Here is a 16,995-nt window from a genome sequence, read left to right as displayed (position 1 = left end):
ATGCGTATGCGTATCGGTATCCGTATCCGTACGTCTGCCGTAGTGGCCGGCGTGTCCTCGCTGGCCCTGCTGACCGGCTGCGGCGCCGCCGACATGACCAAGCAGGCCTCGCCGTACGCGAACGCCCAGGGCGCCAAGACCGTGACACTGTCCGTGCAGTCCTGGGTCGGCGCGCAGGCCAACGTGGCCGTCGCCCAGTACCTGCTGGAGAAGGAGCTCGGCTACCGCGTCGACACCGTCCAGATCGACGAGGTGCCCGCCTGGGACGCGCTCAGTCAGGGCCGGGTCGACGCCCTCCTGGAGGACTGGGGCCACCCGGAGGAGGAGCAGCGGTACGTCAAGGACAAGAAGACGATCGTGCCCGGCGGCGACCTCGGGGTCACCGGGCACATCGGCTGGTACGTCCCGACGTACTTCGCCAAGGAGCACCCGGACGTCACCGACTGGAAGAACCTGAACAAGTACGCCGACCGGATGCGTACCGCCGAGTCCGGTGGCAAGGGCCAGCTGATGGACGGCTCGCCCTCCTACGTCACCAACGACAAGGCGCTGGTGAGCAACCTGGACCTGGACTACCAGGTGGTGTTCGCCGGTTCGGAGGCGGCGCAGATCACGCAGATCAAGCAGTTCGCCAAGGAGAAGAAGCCCTTCCTGACCTACTGGTACGAGCCCCAGTGGCTGTTCAAGAAGGTCCCGATGACCGAGGTGAAGCTGCCGGAGTACAAGGAGGGCTGCGACGCCGACCCCGAGAAGGTCGCCTGCGCCTACCCGCACACCTCGCTGCAGAAGTACCTCAACGCGGACTTCGCCAAGAACGGCGGCGAGGCGGCGGCCCTGCTGAAGAACTTCAAGTGGACGACCGAGGACCAGAACGAGGTCTCCCTGATGATCGCCGAGCAGAAGCTGTCGCCCGACGAGGCGGCGAAGAAGTGGGCGGACAGCCACGAGTCCACGTGGAAGGCGTGGCTGTCCTGACGGTCACTTCGCGAGGTCGGCCGCGATGTCCCGCAGCGCCTGAGCGGCGCTGCGCTGGAGCTGCGGCCCGAACGTGATCCGGGTGGCCCCGAGTTCACCGAGTTCGGTGGGCGAGGGGCCGTCCGCGACCGTGCCGTGCACATTGATCGGCCCCTGGATCCCGGACCGCAGCAGGGGCAGTACGTCGACGGGGGCGCCGATCGGATACACGCAGTCGGCGCCCGCGGCGACGTACAACGCGGCCCGCTCGATGGCCTGTTCGGCGGCCCGCTTGGGGTCGGATCCGCCCCGGACGCCGGGATCGGCGCCACCCCGGATGTAGGTGTCGATGCGGGCGTTGACGACGAGCCGGTCGCCGGCGGCCTGCCGCACCTCGGCCAGCCACTCGGCGTGCGCGCGCGGCTCCTTGAGGACCCCGTCCGCGGAGTCCTCCAGGTTGCAGCCCACGGCGCCCGTCTCCAACAGCCGCTCCACGAGTTCCTTGGGCGCGATCCCGTACCCGCCCTCGATGTCCGCTGACACCGGCACGTCGACGGCCCGGACGATCCGCGTGACCGCCGCGAACATCTCGTCCGCCGGGGTCTGCCCGTCCTCGTACCCGAGACAGGCGGCGACCCCCGCGCTGGGCGTGGCGAGCGCCGGGAACCCGGCCTCGACGAAGACGCGGGCGCTGGCGGCGTCCCAGGGGCCGGGCAGGACGAGCGGGTCGTCGGGGGAGCGGCGTCGGTGGAGTGCGCGGAAGGTGTCGACCTTGGTCACGGTCTCGGTCACGGTCACGGTCTCGGTCACGGGCTGGGTCACGCTGTATGTCCCCCTGGTGGAATACGTCGGCCGACCATCACCCGGTTCCAGCTGTTGATGGCGACGATCAGCCCGATCAGATGGGCGAGTCGAACGTCGTCGAAGTGCGCGGCGGCACGCGCGTACACCTCGTCGGGCACGAACCCGTCCGTCAGGACCGTAACCGCCTCGGTCAGCGCGAGCGCGGCCCGTTCCCGCTCGTCGAAGACGTCCTCGGCCTCCTCCCAGGCGGCCAGCAGGTCGAGCTGCGCCTCGCTGACACCGTGCTCGCGGGCGAGGTCGAGGTGCATGTCCAGGCAGAACGCGCAGTGGTTGAGCTGCGAGGCGCGGATCACCACGAGCTCGGCGAGGGCCGGGTCGCCGAGGCCCTTCTTGGCGGTCGCGCTGAGCCTGGACATGGCCTGGCCGACCGCCGGGTCGAGCAGCCGGGTGCGGACGGTCACGCGTGCTGCCCCGGCTGGTAGTGGCCCGGTGCCATACGGCAGGTCACGCCGAACCGGTTCCACGCGTTGATCACCGTGATCGCGGCGATGAGCTGCGCCAGCTCGGCCTCCTCGAAGTGTGCGGCGGCCTTCGCGTACACCTCGTCGGGCACGAACCCGTCCGTCAGCACGGTCACGGCCTCCGTCAGCTCGATCGCCGCGAGCTCCTTGGGGGTGTAGAAGTGCGCGGACTCCTCCCAGGCGCTGAGCTGCACGATCCGCTCGACGCTCTCGCCCGCAGCGAGCGCGTCCTTGGTGTGCATGTCGAGGCAGAACGCGCAGTGGTTGAGCTGCGAGGCGCGGATCTTCACCAGCTCGTACAGCTTGGCCTCCAGCCCCTTCCGGGCGGCCGCGTCGAGCCGGATCATCGCCCGGTAGACCTCGGGGGCGTGTGCGGCCCAGTTCAGCCGGGCGGGGTGTTCGGGGGCGTACTCCACGGCGGCGGTGGTCTGGGTTGTGGCAGCTGCCGTCGTCGCTGTCGTTGTCGTCGTCATGATCTCGACCCTAGGAGCGAAGCAGCCCAGGAGTATGGTCCACTTTCATGCCGAAACCTTGGGCCACTTTGGGCATCGACCTCCACCTGGAACCGGCCGGTCCGGGCCTGCGCCGGGGCCTGACCGACGCCCTGCGCGACGCCGTCCGCACCGGCCGCCTCGCCCCGGGCACCCGACTCCCGTCCTCCCGCTCCCTCGCCGCCGACCTGGGCATCGCCCGCAACACGGTCGCCGAGGCCTACACCGACCTGGTCGCCGAGGGCTGGCTCACGGCCCGCCAGGGGTCGGGGACGCGGGTGGCGGAGAGGGGGATGGGCTCACCCCGTACCTCCGCCACCCTCTCCACCACCCCCTACGTCACCGCCCCACCCCGCCCGCACCGCCCCCGTCCCCGCCCCGCCTACGACCTGCTCCCCGGCTCCCCGGACCTCGCCTCCTTCCCCCGCACGGAGTGGCTCAAGGCGGCCCGCCGCGCCCTCCTCGCCGCCCCGCACGAGGTCTTCGGCTACGGCGACCCGCGCGGCCGGGCCGAACTGCGCACCGCCCTCGCCGGCTACCTCTCCCGCGCGCGGGGTGTACGCGCCGACCCCGAGCGCATCGTGGTGTGCGCGGGATTCGGGCACGGTCTGCACCTGCTCGGCAGGGTGCTGCGGGCGCGCGGCGCGGAGACGGTGGCGGTGGAGTCGTACGGCCTGCCACCGCACTGGAACCAACTGACGGCGGCGGACCTGACCACGACCCCTCTCCCCTTCGACGAACTCGGCACGGACCCGGGGGAGTTGACGGACGAAGCGGCAGTCCTCCTCACCCCCGCCCACCAGTTCCCCATGGGCATGCCCCTGCACCGCGACCGCCGGGCGACGGTGGTGGACTGGGCGAGCAGCACCGGCGGCCTGGTCCTGGAGGACGACTACGACGGCGAGTTCCGCTACGACCGCCAGCCCGTCGGCGCGCTCCAAGGCCTGGACCCCGACCACGTCGTCTACCTGGGCACCGCCAGCAAGTCCCTCGCCCCCGCCCTGCGCCTCGCCTGGATGGTGCTGCCGCCGACGCTGGTGGAGGAGGTGACGGCGGCGAAGGGCCACGTGGACACCTGCGGCGCGCTGGACCAGCTGACCCTGGCGGAGTTCCTCACGTCCGGCGCCTACGACCGCCACGTCCGCGCCGCCCGCCTGCGCTACCGCCGCCGACGCGACGCCCTGGTCCGGGCCCTCGCCACCCACGCCCCCCACCTCAACGTCACCGGCATCGCGGCCGGCCTCCACGTCCTCCTCCGCCTCCCACCCGGCACGGAACAGTCCGTGGTCCAGGCAGCCACCTGGCAGGGCCTGGCCCTCCACGGCCTCACCGCCTTCCGCCACGAGTCCACGACGACGGAGCGCATGGACGCGCTGGTGGTGGGGTACGGGACGCCGCCGGATCATGCGTGGGCGGGGGCGTTGGAGGCGTTGTGCCGGGTGCTGCCGTAGCGCTGGTCCAGGAGCGCAGCGCCGGTCCAGGACCTGATCGGCAGGAGGTACGTCAGCGGCTCGTCCGGCGCCCGCCTCCGCGCGTACCACGTCTCGTGCCGGAGTCGGCGCGAGTGCGGGCGAAACCTGCCCTCCCGTCGTATTTCCTCGGCTTTCACCGCGTTACCGCCCGGCGGTATGGATGCTGGACCCGAGTCGATGTAGGGACACCGCCCATGGCTCACCTCCGGTGACGCCTCAGGGAAGTCGCCGCTGTGCGCCGGGCGGTGACCTCGGGGGAGGGGCTGCCATGGACGCTGCCATGCCCGGGGGACGCGGCAACGGGGCGGCGTTCCTGGGACGGACGGACGAACTCGCCGAGCTGTGCCGGCAGTACGAGGAGGCGGCCGCGGGACGGCCTCGGCTGGTCGTCGTCGAAGGGCCGGCCGGTATCGGCAAGACGGCGCTCGTCAGGCGCTTCGTCACCGACACCGTGCGAGGCTGCGTGCTGACGGCGGCCGGCGAGGAGAACGAGGCGGCCCTGCCCTACGGGGTGCTGACCCAGCTTCTCGGCCGGCCCGTGCACGCCGATCCCCTCACCGCCGGGGCCGCTCTCCTCGAACCCCTCGGCGAGCTGCAGCGCGAGCACCCTGTCGTGCTGGTCGTGGACGACGCGCACTGGGCGGACGCCCCCTCCCTGCACGCCCTCACCTTCGCCCTGCGCCGACTGGGCGCCGACCGCGTCCTGTGCCTGCTCGCCCTGCGGGACGTCGACGACCGGAGGGTGCCCGAGGGACTGCGTCGGATCCTCACCGACGACACCGCCGTGCGGCTGCGGCTGGGCGGCCTCGCGTTACCGGACCTCGTCGGGCTCGGCGCGCGGTTCCTGGCCGAGCCACTGCCGCCGGCCGCCCTTCAGCGGCTGCACACCCACACCCACGGCAATCCGCTGCACTGCCGGGCCCTGTTCGAGGAGGTGCCCGCGGCGGCGCTGAGGTCCACCGAGACCACGCTGCCCGCCCCGCAGTCGTACACCCGCCTGGTCCGCGACCGGCTCGCCCGCTGCGGCCCGCCCGCCCGTGACCTGGTGCGTGCCGCCGCCGTGCTCGGCACCCACTGCACCCTGGCCCGGGCCGCCCGTCTCGCGGAGGCCGCCGACCCGTTGGCCGCCCTCGGGGAGGCCCTGGACCACGGGTTGCTCCAGGAGCTGCCGTACGAGGGGGTGATGGGCATCGCGTTCACCCACCCGCTGGTCCGCGCCGCCGTCTATCACGGGCTGGGCCCGGTACGCCGCACGGTCCTGCACACCGGTGCCGCCGAGGCCGCGGACGACGAGTTCACCCGACTGCACCACCGGGTACTCGCCGCCCCCGGCCCCGACGACCGGCTGGCGGCCGAACTCGCCGACTGCGCCCGGCGACGCGGCGCGGCAGGCCGCTGGGTGGAGGCCGCGCCGCTACTGCGCTACGCGGCCCGGCTGGCCACCCGGCCCGCGGACCGGGGACGTCTGGACTGCGAGGCCGTGGAGGCCTACCTGTTCGACGGCAGGGAAGAGGAGGCCCGGGGCGTCGCGAGCGTCCTCCCGGAGGCGACCGATGAGGCCCTGCGCTGCTGCGCCCGCGGCCATCTCGCGCTTGTCGCCGGGCACATCACACAGGCCCGGACGCTGCTGGACGAGGCGTGGCGGCTGCGCGCGCCCGGCGCGGATCCCGGACTGGAGGCGCGGATCGCGGAACAGTACGTGATGGTCCACATGATGAGCGGCCGTGCCTCCCAGGTGGGCCGGTGGGCGGAGCGGGCCCGGGACGCCGACGGCCGGGCCCGCTCCGGAGGGACGCTGCGCTTCGTGCACCTGGCCGCCCTCGCCCACCTGGGCGCCTACGACGAGGCGTTCCACCTGGCCGAAGGACTGCCCGAGGCTCCCCTCGTGGCGCCGCGGGACATCGAACTCCTCATGGGCAGGGGCGTGTTGTACGCGTACACGGACCGCACCGCCCAGGCGCGCAGCGATCTGGAGCAGGCCGTGGAACTCGCCCGGCACGGGCCCGTGCCCCTGCGGGTGATCGCCCTGGCCCTGCTGGCGAAGGCCGAATACCTCGGCGGGGCATGGGACTTGGCGATGCTGCGCTGGGAGGCGGCGTCCTCGGTCGCCGCGGACCTCGGCCAGCGGTGGATGGCCCCCGTCGTGCACGCCGAGGCCGCGCTCCCGCTCGCCGCCCGGGGCGACTACGACGGTGCCGCGCGGCACCTGCGGATCGCACGCGGCAACCCCGTGGTCCAGGAGTCCGCGATGCTGGAGGTCTTCGTGGCCTACGGCCACGCCTTCCTCGCCTTCGTCCGAGGCGACCACACGGCCGCCGTCGAGCAGCTGCGGCTCCTCCTCGTCCACGAGGAACTCGACTTCACCGCCGAGCCGGCGCTGGTCCCCTGGCGGGATCTACTGGTCGACGCCCTCGTCGCCGCGGGCCGCCCGGACGAGGCCGAGGAGGTCCTGAACGCGCTGGAGCGGCGTGCCGAACACCGTGCGCGTGCCTCGACGCTGGCGGCCGTCTGCCGGATGCGCGGCACGCTGTATGCGGCTCGCCGCGAGCCGAAGCACGCCCTGGACGCCTTCACCGAAGCCCTGGAGCGCGCCTCCCGCGTCGGCCGGCCCTTCGAACGGGCCCGCACCGAACTCGACTTCGGTGCCTTTCTGCGCCGTGCCGGGCGCCGCACCCCCGCCCTGGAGCACCTGCGGTCGGCGCGGACGATCTTCGCGGAGCTGGGCGCCGTGCCCTTCCTCCAGAGCTGCGACCGGGAGCTGGCCGCCTGCGGCGTCGCCTCCGACGGCACCGCCGCCCCGTGGGCCCGGGCGCGGCTCACACCGCAGGAACACGCCGTGGCCCAGCTCGCGGCGACCGGGCTGACCAACCGTCAGATCGCCCGCGAGCTGGTCCTCAGTGCCAAGACCGTCGAGTACCACCTGAGCCATGCCTACGCCAAGCTGGGCATTCGGTCGCGGGTGGAACTCGTGGGCCGGGTCGGTACTACTGCGGCAGGATCTGGAACGGCTGGCTGAGGGCGAAGGTCGCGCCCGGCTCGCCGGTGCCGTACACCACCGAGCCGTATGCCTGCGCGATGCTCCCCGCGTGCGCCTTGAGCGTGACGTCGCTCATGGCGAACGTGAAGCGGGCCGCCAGTCCCGGCCAGTTGGCGTCCAGGAAGTTCCCCCGCACCACCGTGGCCCCGGTGACGGGAATCGCGCTGCCGTCGCTGAGGTCACGCACGACGAGTGTCACCGTGTACCTTCCCCCGTTCTGGTGCAGGGTCCGGCCGGCCTCGGCCTCCAGCACGATCTCGCCGTTCTGACCGGGATCCAGCGTCACATCCGAGATCGGCGAGCCCGGCTCACGGCTGAACACCCGCACGACCTGCGCGTCGTTCGGTCCCATGACTACCCCCTGTTTCCCCTGCTCCGGCCGGCCCCTCCGGCCGTACAACGGAACGCTAGGGAACCGGTCAGGCCCCGGACCTCCGGGACGACCTAGGGGAAATCCCGGGGTCGGCCGGAGGCCGAGGCTCCTGCGGCAGCTCCCCGAACCGCGCCAACGCCAACGCCCCCGCCACCGCCACCGCAAACCCCAGCACCGCCAACCACTCCAACCCCTCCCGCGTACGATCCCCCAACCAGACCACCCCCACCACGGCCGGCCCGATCGTCTCCCCGATCACCAGCCCCGCCGTAGCCGTGGTCACCGACCCCCGCTGCAACGCCGACGTCAGCGCCAGAAACGCCGCCCCGCCCCCCAACAGCAGCGCATACGTCGCCGGATTCCCCACCAGCTCCGACACCGCGAGCGAGTCGATCAGCCGCACCGCCACCTCCACCACCCCGAACCCGAACCCGGCCGCCAGTCCGAGCACCAGCCCCCGCCCCCGCTCCGGCAACCGCCCGCCCGCCAGCCCCACGCCCAGCACCACCAGAGCCGCCCCGAGCATCGAGAACCGCAGCGCGTCCGACCCCTCCAGATCCCCCTCCGGCCCGGAAGCGAGCCCGAGCATCGCCAGCCCGGCACACACCACCCCCACCGCGCCCCACTCACTCCGCCGCAACCGCACATGCAGCAACCGGGCCGAGACCACCGCGGTCACCGCGAGAGCGGACGCCAACGCCGCCCCGACGGCGTAGATGGGCAGCGACCGCAGAGCTACGACCTGCAGCAGAAAGCCGAGCCCGTCCAGGGCGAGCCCCGCCAGATACCGCCACTGGCGCAGCGCCCGCAGCAACACCCCCGCCTCGCCGCCCCGACCGCCCTGAGCGCTCGCCACCCGCGCGGCCATCGCCTGCAGGACGGTGGCCGTACCGAAACAGACCGCCGCACCAAGCGCACACACCATCCCAATGAGCACAAAGCGACTGTAGGTGAGCGGGAGAAGATCAGCCCCGCCGACAGTCGCACTCTCAACGATCTCTAGGCTGTCCGCCGGACAAGAAACGGGATCACCGGCGACAACCGGCTCATCGGGGGAGACACACATGGCGGAATCGCGACGGCGGCTGCGCTCCAGCACGGTCGTACTCGGCGGCATGGGAGTCATCGCCGCGGCCCTCACCTCCTGCGGCTCGGAACCCGACCGCCGCTGCGTGGACCGCGACAGCTACACCTACGAGGGCTACAAGGTCATCGCCGACAAGAACTGCAGTTCCGGCTCCAGCACCTCCAGCTCCTCCTACGGCAAGAGCCGCAAGAAGACCGGCTCAGGCAGCAGCTCCGACGCCTCCTGGTACTACGACGCCGACATCGACGGCGGCCGCGCCGACTACGGCACCTTCAGCCGCAGTGAGGCCGTCGACCGAGGCGGCTTCGGCTGCTCGGGTTCGGGCAGCAGCGGCGGCTGAGCAGGACACCGGATATGGAACGCCGCACGATCGAGCCCCGCCCCGGCTGGCAGCAGACCGTCGAGGAACAGGGGCTCATCTACCCCCTCACCCGCCACCCCGACAACTCCCTGCGCCCGTACTGGGACGAGAGCGCCCACTACGTCTTCTCCCTGGCGGAGGTCGAGGCGCTGGAGGAGGTCGTCGAGGAACTCCACGGTATGTGCCTGACGGCGGCCGGACACATCGTCGCCGAGAACCGCTTCGCCGACCTCGGCATCACCGACCCGCGCGTCGCGGACGCGGTCGCCGAGGCCTGGCGCCGCCGCGCCGAACTCCCCTCCCTCTACGGCCGCTTCGACCTCCGCTACGACGGCACCGGCCCGGCCAAGCTCCTGGAGTACAACGCCGACACCCCCACCTCACTGGTCGAGGCCGCCTCGCCCCAGTGGTTCTGGATGGAGGAACGCTTTCCCGGCGCCGACCAGTGGAACTCCCTCCACGAACGCCTCATCGCAGCCTGGAAGAAACAGTCCGCCCTGCTCCCGCCCGGCGGCCCCCTCTACTTCGCGTACTCCTCCGCCGACGAACTCGGCGAGGACATGATGACGGTCGCCTATCTCAAGGAGACCGCGGAACAGGCCGGCCTGGACACCGGCTGGATCTCCATGGAGGAGATCGGCTTCGACCGTCTCTCCGGCCGCTTCGTCGATACCAGACTCCGCTTCATCCGCAGCTGCTTCAAGCTCTACCCCTGGGAGTGGCTCACCACCGACCGCTTCTCCGACCACGTCCTCGGCACCCTCGACAACGGCGGCGGCACGGGCACGACCCTCTGGATCGAGCCCGCCTGGAAGATGCTCCTCAGCAACAAGGCCCTCCTCGCCATCCTCTGGGAGCTCTACCCGGACCACCCGAACCTCCTCCCCGCTCATCTCGACGGACCACGCGAGCTGGCGAGCACGACCGGCTACGTCGCCAAGCCCCTGCTGGGCCGGGAGGGCGCAGGCGTGACGATCCATGAACCCGGCGCCGAACCGGTGGTCCGCGAAGAGCCCTGCTGCTACCAGCAGTTGGCGCCCCTCCCCGCCTTCGACGGCAACCACGTCGTCCTCGGCGCCTGGGTCGTCGAGGACGAGTCGGCGGGTCTGGGCATCCGCGAGTCTTCCGGCCTGATCACGGACGAGTACGCACGTTTTCTGCCGCACGTGATCCTGTAACGGCCGTACAGGGAAGGCGGGGTCTCCCCGAACATCTGCCAGTGGTGCCCGGTGAACCGCCCCAGATGCGCAAAACCCCAGCGCAACGCCACGTCGGTGACCGTCCCGAGTCACACCCCGAGCACGTCCCGCAACTGGGCGAGCCCCCAGTCCAGGTCCTCCTTCCCGATCACCAGGGGCGGCGCGATACGGATCGTCGCCGCCGGGGCGCCTCCCGTGCCCCTGAGGCTGTGGGGGAGGGTGTCCTTCACCAGCACACCCCGCTCCATCAGCTTCTCGGACACCTCCCGCCCGGTGCCGAACGCCCGGGCGATGTCGATCCCCGCCCACAGCCCACGCCCGCGCACCGCCGTCACCCGCCCGGTCCCGGTCAACGCCCCCAGCTCCCGGTGCAGATGCCCGCCCAGCTCCGTCGCCCGCGCCTGGAACTCGCCCGTCCGCAGCATCGCGATCACCTCCAGCGCCACCGCACAGGCCAGCGGATTCCCGCCGAACGTCGACCCGTGCTCCCCGGGCCGGAACACCCCGAGCACCGCGGCGCTGGACACCACCGCCGACACCGGCACGACCCCGCCCCCGAGCGCCTTCCCGAGCACATACACATCCGGCACGACACCCTCGTGTTCGCACGCGAAGGTACGTCCCGTGCGCCCCAGCCCCGACTGGATCTCGTCCGCCACGAACAGCACGTTCCGCTCCCGCGTCAGCTCCCGCACCGCCGGCAGATAACCCGCCGGGGGGACGAGAACCCCCGCCTCGCCCTGGATCGGCTCCAGCAACACGGCGACCGTGTTCTCCGTCAACGCCTCCCGCATCGCCGTCAGATCCCCGTACGGCACGATCTCGAAGCCCGGCGTGTACGGCCCGAAGTCCGCCCGTGCCTCCGGGTCGGTGGAGAAGCTGATGACCGTCGTCGTACGGCCGTGGAAGTTGTTCCCCGCGACCACGACCTTCGCCATCTCCGCCGGTACGCCCTTGACCCGGTACCCCCACTTCCGGGCGGTCTTCACCGCCGTCTCCACCGCCTCCGTCCCCGTGTTCATCGGCAGCACCATCTCCATCCCGCACAGCTCGGCGAGCTGCTCGCAGAACGCCGCGAACCGGTCGTGATGAAACGCCCGCGACGTCAGCGTCACCCGCTCCAACTGCGCCTTCGCCGCCTCCACGATCCGCCGGTTGCCGTGCCCGAAGTTGAGCGCCGAATATCCGGCCAACAGATCCAGATACCGCCGCCCCTCCACATCCGTCATCCAGGCCCCGTCCGCCGTCGCCACCACGACCGGCAACGGGTGATAGGTGTGCGCGCTGTGCGCGTCGGCCGCGGCGATCAGGGATTCGGTGGTGCTCGACGTACTCACGGGGCTCTCCGTTTCCGCCACCACGAGGGCTCGCGCTCCGCCGGTCACGAGGCTCGTGGCCACTGTCCATTTCTGGCCTATCGAGTGTTTTGCGGCCCCTTCCTATCGTTGCTCGGATGGTGGACGCGGGACCATGCTCCGTCGGCGCGCCCGGTAGGCTGATCGACGGGCCGTGACTGGCGCGCTGGGATGGGACCGACCATCGGGGAGCGGCCCACTGGACCCTTTTGTCCAGCACCGAGTGCCGTGCGCCTGGGCCGTACCGTGAACGCTGCACACGACGTCCGGAGGTCCCCATGTCTGCCGAGCCCCTCTCCAACGAGTCCACCGCCTTCCGTTCCGCCCTCGACGTGATCCGCGCCGTCGAGCCGCGCGTGGCCGATGCCATCGGCCAGGAGGTCGCCGACCAGCGCGAGATGCTCAAACTGATCGCCTCCGAGAACTACGCCTCCCCGGCCACCCTCCTGGCGATGGGCAACTGGTTCAGCGACAAGTACGCCGAGGGCACCGTCGGCCGCCGCTTCTACGCCGGCTGTCGCAACGTGGACACCGTCGAGTCCCTCGCCGCGGAGCACGCCAAGGAGCTCTTCGGCGCCCGCCACGCCTACGTCCAGCCGCACTCCGGCATCGACGCCAACCTCGTCGCCTTCTGGGCCGTCCTCGCCGCCCGCGTCGAGACCCCCGCTCTGGAGAAGGCCGGCGTCCGCCAGGTCAACGACCTCTCCGAGGCCGACTGGGCGGAACTGCGCCGCGCCTTCGGCAACCAGCGCATGCTCGGCATGTCCCTGGACGCCGGCGGCCACCTCACCCACGGCTTCCGCCCGAACATCTCCGGCAAGATGTTCGACCAGCGCTCCTACGGCACCGACCCGGCCACCGGCCTCATCGACTACGACGCCCTGCGCGCCTCCGCCCGCGAGTTCAAGCCGCTCATCATCGTCGCCGGCTACTCCGCGTACCCCCGTCTCGTGAACTTCCGGATCATGCGCGAGATCGCCGACGAGGTCGGCGCCACGCTCATGGTCGACATGGCCCACTTCGCGGGTCTCGTCGCCGGCAAGGTCCTCACCGGCGACTTCGACCCGGTCCCGCACGCCCAGATCGTCACCACCACCACCCACAAGTCGCTGCGCGGCCCGCGCGGCGGCATGGTCCTGTGCGACGACTCCCTCAAGGACCAGGTCGACCGCGGCTGCCCGATGGTCCTCGGCGGCCCGCTCCCGCACGTCATGGCCGCCAAGGCCGTCGCCCTCGCCGAGGCCCGTCAGCCCGCCTTCCAGGACTACGCCCAGCGCATCGTCGACAACTCCCGCGCGCTGGCCGAAGGCCTCATGCGCCGGGGCGCGACCCTCGTGACCGGCGGCACCGACAACCACCTGAACCTGATCGACGTCGCCTCCTCCTACGGCCTCACCGGCCGCCAGGCCGAGGCCGCGCTCCTCGAGTCCGGCATCGTCACCAACCGCAACTCCATCCCCGCCGACCCCAACGGCGCCTGGTACACCTCCGGCATCCGCATCGGCACCCCCGCCCTGACCACCCGTGGCCTGGGCACCGCCGAGATGGACGAGGTCGCCGCCCTCATCGACCGCGTCCTCACCACCACCGAGGCGGGCACGACCAAGTCGGGCGCCCCTTCCAAGGCCGCTCACGTCCTCGACCCGAAGATCGCCGACGAGATCTCCCACCGCGCCACCGACCTCGTGGCCGGCTTCCCGCTGTACCCGGAGGTCGACCTGGGCTGAGGCCTTGGCCGTCGTCGACGCCAAGCGCCGACGCCTCCGCAGCCCTCACCCGTCCAGGTCGATCAACACCTGTCGTGGCTCCTCCCGCGGCGGTCCGGCTTCCGGCCGGGCCGCCGCGCGGCGTATCAGGAGCGTGCCACCGATGCCTGTCGCGAACCCGGCGGCCAACCCAGCCACCGCCCACCCGGCGTCATCCAGCGCCGGGCCGGGCCAACCCCCGGCGGCAGTGTTCTCGACTACCCCGCCCTCCGTCTCTCCGAGCAGCCTCGCCAGGTTCAGCCGCTCGAAGACGGAGCGCGGCGCCCGGTGCCAGCGGATGTCGTCGTCCTCCACCTCCGGCGCGAGATCCGACCGCACCCATGGTGTGCCGTCCTGGGCCACGAACAACTGGTCCTCCCGCTGGATGGCCACGTCCCCTCCCGGAGGCCGGTCCGTCTGCGGCCAGCCACCGACTCCGGTCAGCCCCCAGATCACCGTGATCCGCATCGGCGGATGGCGCCCCTCGACCCAGTCTTCCGGCACCCGCTCCGTCCCGACGTACGTCGGCTGCAACAGCTGCCACAGGCGGGCGAACGTCGGCTCGCCGGAGTGCAACGCCGTCGTCCGTCCCGTGCCGCCCGCGACGACCACCGCCACGTCCGGGACGTCCCGGCCTTGGGTGGGCGCTGCGGGCGCTGCTGCCGCGGCTGCCACGGCCGTCACCGTCCCGGAGAGTCCGGAGAGCCCGGAGAGCCCAGACAGCCCGGACAGGGCCAGCGCCGCCGACACCGGCACGAGCAAGGGGAGCCGAGCCTTTCCCACTCTTTTCCGCCTTGGGCGTCGTGCCCGCATCAGTCCCCCTCCATGTCTCATCAGCCCTCACGTCCCCACCGGCCTGTACCGTCCCCTGAGCCGGCCCTCACACATCGCGTAGCTCCTGCCTCGGCCCCGGCTCGCCCCGCAGTCGGTCCAGCGGCAGGCGGGCGGCGTAGGGACGCAGGGCCAGCGCAAGCACCGCCCCTGCCGCCGCGCCCGGCAGTGCCCACCACCAGTCGGTTCCGTCGCCCGACCGCGTCGGTCGGCCCGGCGACGCGTCGGCCGCCTCCGTGGCCTGCGGGAAGATCGCCGCGCTGCCCCCGGCCGAGGCCTGGCCCATCAGGCCCAGCTTCTTGAGCAGGGCGCGCAGCTGGGTCGGGTGATCGGCGCGGTGCCAGGTGCCGTTCGTCGTCCTGTCCAGGTTGGCCGCCGTGTGTATCCAGACGTCCCGCCCGTCGTCGACCGGGAAGACACGGTCGAGGCGCCAAGGCGTCACGTCATGGATCAGCCAGGTGACATTGACCTGGCGGGCTGCCGTCAGGTCGGCCTCGGGCGGCTTGTCGCGCGTGCCCGTGCCCGGTGTGCCGAGCAGCCGTCCCAGTTCGCTGTACTCCTTGTCGGAGTAGTACAGCGAGGCCGTCTGCGTGCTCTCCGGCGAGACCAGGAGCACGCTCGTCGGTCCGCCGGCCGACGCGGGTGCCGCGCCCCAGACCAGGAGGGCGAGGGTCGCCGCCAACGTCCCTGTCAGCGCCGCCAGTTCACGACACCACCCGTGCCTCCAACCGGCCCCGGGGCCACGCGACGCGTCGTGCTCACGCGAGCGATCTCCCGAGCAGCCGACACCCTGTCCCTGCCGGCGCCACCTGGCTCCCCAGCAGCCGACCCCATGTCGTCCCATCCGAACCCCCAAGCCCAGCGATCCCCGTGCGGCCCGTCCCCGAGCCGCGTGTCACTTCTGGTACACCGCCCGGCCCGCTTGGGTTCCCACCCCGGTCCCGCTATGTCCGGGCCGGCTGCTCCGAGGGCTCCACCGACTGTTCCGATCCGATACTCCGAGGGTGCTTCCAGCGGGTCCACGCCGCCGGCCTCGGACTACTCCGAGGACACCTCGGACGCCCTCTCCAGCGACCGCGCGATCTCCACCGCCCGCTCCTTCGACGCCACCCCTTCCAGCCGCAGCGTCACGGTCTCGCCGCCGGCCCTGCTGGTCCACAGCAGCGTCGGCCCGGCAGTGCGCTCCTCACGCGTGTAACGCTCCCCGCCCGCGTCCACCAGCCATAACGTCAGCAGGTGCGGCCGGGCGAACCACAGGGCGGGGTCGGGTGAGCCGCCGTCCGAGTCGTCCGTGCCCAGGGAGATCCATTGCGGCGGTTCGCGCACGGTCTTGGCGAAGCCGATGTCCAGGCTGGCTCGGCGCTCGTCCAGCCGTATCGTGCGCCCGTCCTCGCGCCAGCACAGGCTCACCGCGAACCGTCCCCGTGGCTCGCCCGTCACGGCAGCCGTCTCCGGCATGCCGAGTTCCTCAGGCACCAGCGGCTCGAAGTCGGCCCGGCGCTCGGCCTGCCCGAGCGACACCGAGTGGCCGCAGCCGGGCACCTCAGCGCCGGGTGAGGGGACCGCCGACGGGTCGTACCGCACCTCGACTCCGGCGAAGCCGAACCAGTCGAGGACCGCCGCCCGCACCGGGGGCGTGAGCACGAGCACCGTAAGCAGGCCGCACAGCGCCGCGGTCAGCGACCGCCACCGCAGGCGCGTCCAGCGCCGCACCGCCCGCAGACGCTCCGAGACGCCCGGCGGCTCGGCCGGCGGAACAGACGCGTGCTCGGCGAGTAGCTGCGCGAGCACCCGCTCGACCATCGTCTCGGCGCCGTCCACCGCCCCCGGTGGGTCCAGCGAGCGGCCGAGTGCCCGCAGCTCCTCGGGCAGCCGCGCGGGTTCCGAACGCCGATCGCGATCACCGGTTCCGCCTCCGCCGCCGTGCCTACCGCGACCTCCGGCGCCCGCACCCCGGCCAGGGGTGTCGTTCCGATCGGCGCCTTCGCCGCCCTTGGTGCCGTCGCGGTCGTACGCACGCCGTCCGTCCCCGCCGTGCGCCCCGAGCCCGTCGCCGTTGAGCGGCGTCCGTCCGTCGCCGTCGTACGGCATCCCTTCGTCACCCACGCTCATCACTCATCTCACCCCCCTCCCGAGGCTGAAAGTCCGGCAGCAGGCGCCCCAGCTTCCGCAGCGCGCGGTTCAGCCGGGACTTCACCGTGCCCCGGGGCCAGCCCAGGGCCTGGGCCGTCTCGGACTCGTCCATCTCCAGGAGATAGCGGTAGGTGACGACCAGGCGGTGCTCCTCGCTCAGCTTCTCCAGCGCGGCCTGGAGTGCGGCGCGGCGCTCTATCTCCAGAGCGGCCACCGCCGGGTCCGCCGATTCCGGTATCAGCGGCTCCGCCTCCACGAACGCCGCCTCGCGGCCGGCGAGCGTGCGCTGGCGGGCCGCCGTACGCACTGTGTTCCTGGTCTCATTGGCCACGATCGCCAACAGCCACGGCTTGAACGCCGCGCCGTCCTTGAACCGGCCCAGCGAGCAGTACGCCTTGACGAAGGCCTGCTGCACCACGTCCTCCGCGTCCGCACCCGCCCCGAGCGCAGCGGCCGCCCTGAGCGCGATGCCCGTATGGGCCCGCACCAGCTGCGCATACGCCTCCGGCTCTCCGGCGCGTACGCGTGCGATCACCGCGGCCTCATCGACGATGCGGCCCCCCTCCCGCGTCCTCACACCTTTGTTACACCGCCGGAGACGGATCGGTTCCCATCTGTTTCCGACCAGTTCC

At 72.1% G+C, this 16,995-nt stretch carries 16 protein-coding genes and 1 riboswitch; of the genes, 6 read left to right on the top strand and 10 right to left on the bottom strand.

The genetic code is table 11. The features are described 5' to 3' along the window. Positions 1-975: an ABC transporter substrate-binding protein gene (locus tag BLU79_RS09065; RefSeq protein ID WP_177000945.1), complete on the top strand. Its 975-nt coding sequence runs from the start codon at positions 1-3 to the stop codon at positions 973-975. A gap of 3 nt (positions 976-978) precedes the next feature. Here the strand turns inward: BLU79_RS09065 and BLU79_RS09060 are convergent, their stop codons facing one another. The 3 genes from BLU79_RS09060 to BLU79_RS09050 are packed head-to-tail and all read right to left on the bottom strand — an operon-like array spanning position 979 to position 2,752. Beyond that, the gene (locus BLU79_RS09060; RefSeq protein WP_093905499.1) at positions 979-1,734 is read right to left on the bottom strand and encodes an isocitrate lyase/PEP mutase family protein; all 756 of its coding nucleotides are present in this window, start codon (positions 1,732-1,734) and stop codon (positions 979-981) included. 38 nt (positions 1,735-1,772) lie between these two features. Beyond that, a complete protein-coding gene (locus BLU79_RS09055) occupies positions 1,773-2,219 on the bottom strand; it encodes a carboxymuconolactone decarboxylase family protein (protein ID WP_093905137.1) in 447 nt (148 codons plus the stop codon). Further along, the gene (locus BLU79_RS09050) at positions 2,216-2,752 is read right to left on the bottom strand and encodes a carboxymuconolactone decarboxylase family protein (protein WP_093905136.1); all 537 of its coding nucleotides are present in this window, start codon (positions 2,750-2,752) and stop codon (positions 2,216-2,218) included. The genes BLU79_RS09055 and BLU79_RS09050 overlap by 4 nt, the downstream gene beginning before the upstream one ends. 47 nt (positions 2,753-2,799) lie before the next feature. Here BLU79_RS09050 and BLU79_RS09045 point away from each other — a divergent pair, with 47 nt between their 5' ends. After that, positions 2,800-4,221, top strand: coding sequence for a MocR-like pyridoxine biosynthesis transcription factor PdxR (locus BLU79_RS09045; RefSeq protein WP_093905135.1), 1,422 nt, complete (start codon positions 2,800-2,802; stop codon positions 4,219-4,221). Between the two features lie 289 nt (positions 4,222-4,510). Continuing rightward, positions 4,511-7,258 carry an ATP-binding protein gene (locus tag BLU79_RS09040; RefSeq protein ID WP_177000944.1) on the top strand — a complete coding sequence of 916 codons (2,748 nt, stop codon included), beginning with the start codon at positions 4,511-4,513 and terminating at the stop codon, positions 7,256-7,258. Here BLU79_RS09040 and BLU79_RS09035 read toward each other — a convergent pair. After that, on the bottom strand, positions 7,227-7,631 hold the full coding sequence (locus tag BLU79_RS09035) for a hypothetical protein (protein ID WP_093905133.1): 405 nt from the start codon (positions 7,629-7,631) through the stop codon (positions 7,227-7,229). The genes BLU79_RS09040 and BLU79_RS09035 overlap by 32 nt on opposite strands. 67 nt (positions 7,632-7,698) lie before the next feature. Beyond that, positions 7,699-8,577, bottom strand: a complete 879-nt coding sequence (locus tag BLU79_RS09030) for a DMT family protein (protein WP_093905498.1) — start codon at positions 8,575-8,577, stop codon at positions 7,699-7,701. A gap of 139 nt (positions 8,578-8,716) precedes the next feature. Between BLU79_RS09030 and BLU79_RS09025 the strand changes: the two genes are divergently transcribed. Further along, positions 8,717-9,079: a hypothetical protein gene (locus BLU79_RS09025; protein WP_093905132.1), complete on the top strand. Its 363-nt coding sequence runs from the start codon at positions 8,717-8,719 to the stop codon at positions 9,077-9,079. A gap of 14 nt (positions 9,080-9,093) precedes the next feature. Next, on the top strand, positions 9,094-10,278 hold the full coding sequence (locus BLU79_RS09020; protein WP_093905131.1) for a glutathionylspermidine synthase family protein: 1,185 nt from the start codon (positions 9,094-9,096) through the stop codon (positions 10,276-10,278). A gap of 110 nt (positions 10,279-10,388) precedes the next feature. Here BLU79_RS09020 and rocD read toward each other — a convergent pair whose 3' ends face one another. Beyond that, entirely contained in the window at positions 10,389-11,636 is a 1,248-nt protein-coding gene (gene rocD / locus BLU79_RS09015; protein ID WP_093905130.1) for an ornithine--oxo-acid transaminase, read from the bottom strand. Positions 11,637-11,798: 162 nt separating this feature from the next. Then, positions 11,799-11,901, top strand: a riboswitch (ZMP/ZTP riboswitch). A gap of 31 nt (positions 11,902-11,932) precedes the next feature. Between rocD and BLU79_RS09010 the strand changes: the two genes are divergently transcribed. Continuing rightward, the gene (locus BLU79_RS09010; protein WP_093905129.1) at positions 11,933-13,381 is read left to right on the top strand and encodes a glycine hydroxymethyltransferase; all 1,449 of its coding nucleotides are present in this window, start codon (positions 11,933-11,935) and stop codon (positions 13,379-13,381) included. A 45-nt stretch (positions 13,382-13,426) separates the two neighbouring features. Here the strand turns inward: BLU79_RS09010 and BLU79_RS09005 are convergent, their stop codons facing one another. The 4 genes from BLU79_RS09005 to BLU79_RS08990 form a co-directional block, all read right to left on the bottom strand. Next, a complete protein-coding gene (locus BLU79_RS09005; RefSeq protein ID WP_371131834.1) occupies positions 13,427-14,182 on the bottom strand; it encodes a hypothetical protein in 756 nt (251 codons plus the stop codon). 97 nt (positions 14,183-14,279) lie between these two features. Then, positions 14,280-14,912 (bottom strand): hypothetical protein, encoded by a 633-nt coding sequence (locus BLU79_RS09000; protein ID WP_093905128.1) that lies wholly within the window; start codon positions 14,910-14,912, stop codon positions 14,280-14,282. A 356-nt stretch (positions 14,913-15,268) separates the two neighbouring features. After that, positions 15,269-16,336 carry a hypothetical protein gene (locus tag BLU79_RS08995; RefSeq protein WP_256333220.1) on the bottom strand — a complete coding sequence of 356 codons (1,068 nt, stop codon included), beginning with the start codon at positions 16,334-16,336 and terminating at the stop codon, positions 15,269-15,271. After that, on the bottom strand, positions 16,329-16,940 hold the full coding sequence (locus BLU79_RS08990) for an RNA polymerase sigma factor (protein WP_177000943.1): 612 nt from the start codon (positions 16,938-16,940) through the stop codon (positions 16,329-16,331). Before BLU79_RS08990 ends, BLU79_RS08995 begins: the two co-directional genes overlap by 8 nt. Positions 16,941-16,995 lie beyond the last annotated feature (55 nt).

The organism is Streptomyces sp. cf386, assembly GCF_900103585.1.
In the GTDB taxonomy this organism is placed as follows: domain Bacteria; phylum Actinomycetota; class Actinomycetes; order Streptomycetales; family Streptomycetaceae; genus Streptomyces.
This window is presented reverse-complemented; position numbering and strand designations above follow the sequence as displayed.

Coding starts and splice junctions, on each gene's coding strand:
- BLU79_RS09045 (WP_093905135.1), top strand. CDS start 2,800: ATGCCGAAACCTTGGGCCACTTTGGGCATCGACCTCCACCTGGAACCG.
- BLU79_RS09040 (WP_177000944.1), top strand. CDS start 4,511: ATGGACGCTGCCATGCCCGGGGGACGCGGCAACGGGGCGGCGTTCCTG.
- BLU79_RS09035 (WP_093905133.1), bottom strand. CDS start 7,631: ATGGGACCGAACGACGCGCAGGTCGTGCGGGTGTTCAGCCGTGAGCCG.
- BLU79_RS09050 (WP_093905136.1), bottom strand. CDS start 2,752: ATGACGACGACAACGACAGCGACGACGGCAGCTGCCACAACCCAGACC.
- BLU79_RS09065 (WP_177000945.1), top strand. CDS start 1: ATGCGTATGCGTATCGGTATCCGTATCCGTACGTCTGCCGTAGTGGCC.
- BLU79_RS09030 (WP_093905498.1), bottom strand. CDS start 8,577: ATGGTGTGTGCGCTTGGTGCGGCGGTCTGTTTCGGTACGGCCACCGTC.
- BLU79_RS09010 (WP_093905129.1), top strand. CDS start 11,933: ATGTCTGCCGAGCCCCTCTCCAACGAGTCCACCGCCTTCCGTTCCGCC.
- BLU79_RS09025 (WP_093905132.1), top strand. CDS start 8,717: ATGGCGGAATCGCGACGGCGGCTGCGCTCCAGCACGGTCGTACTCGGC.
- BLU79_RS09020 (WP_093905131.1), top strand. CDS start 9,094: ATGGAACGCCGCACGATCGAGCCCCGCCCCGGCTGGCAGCAGACCGTC.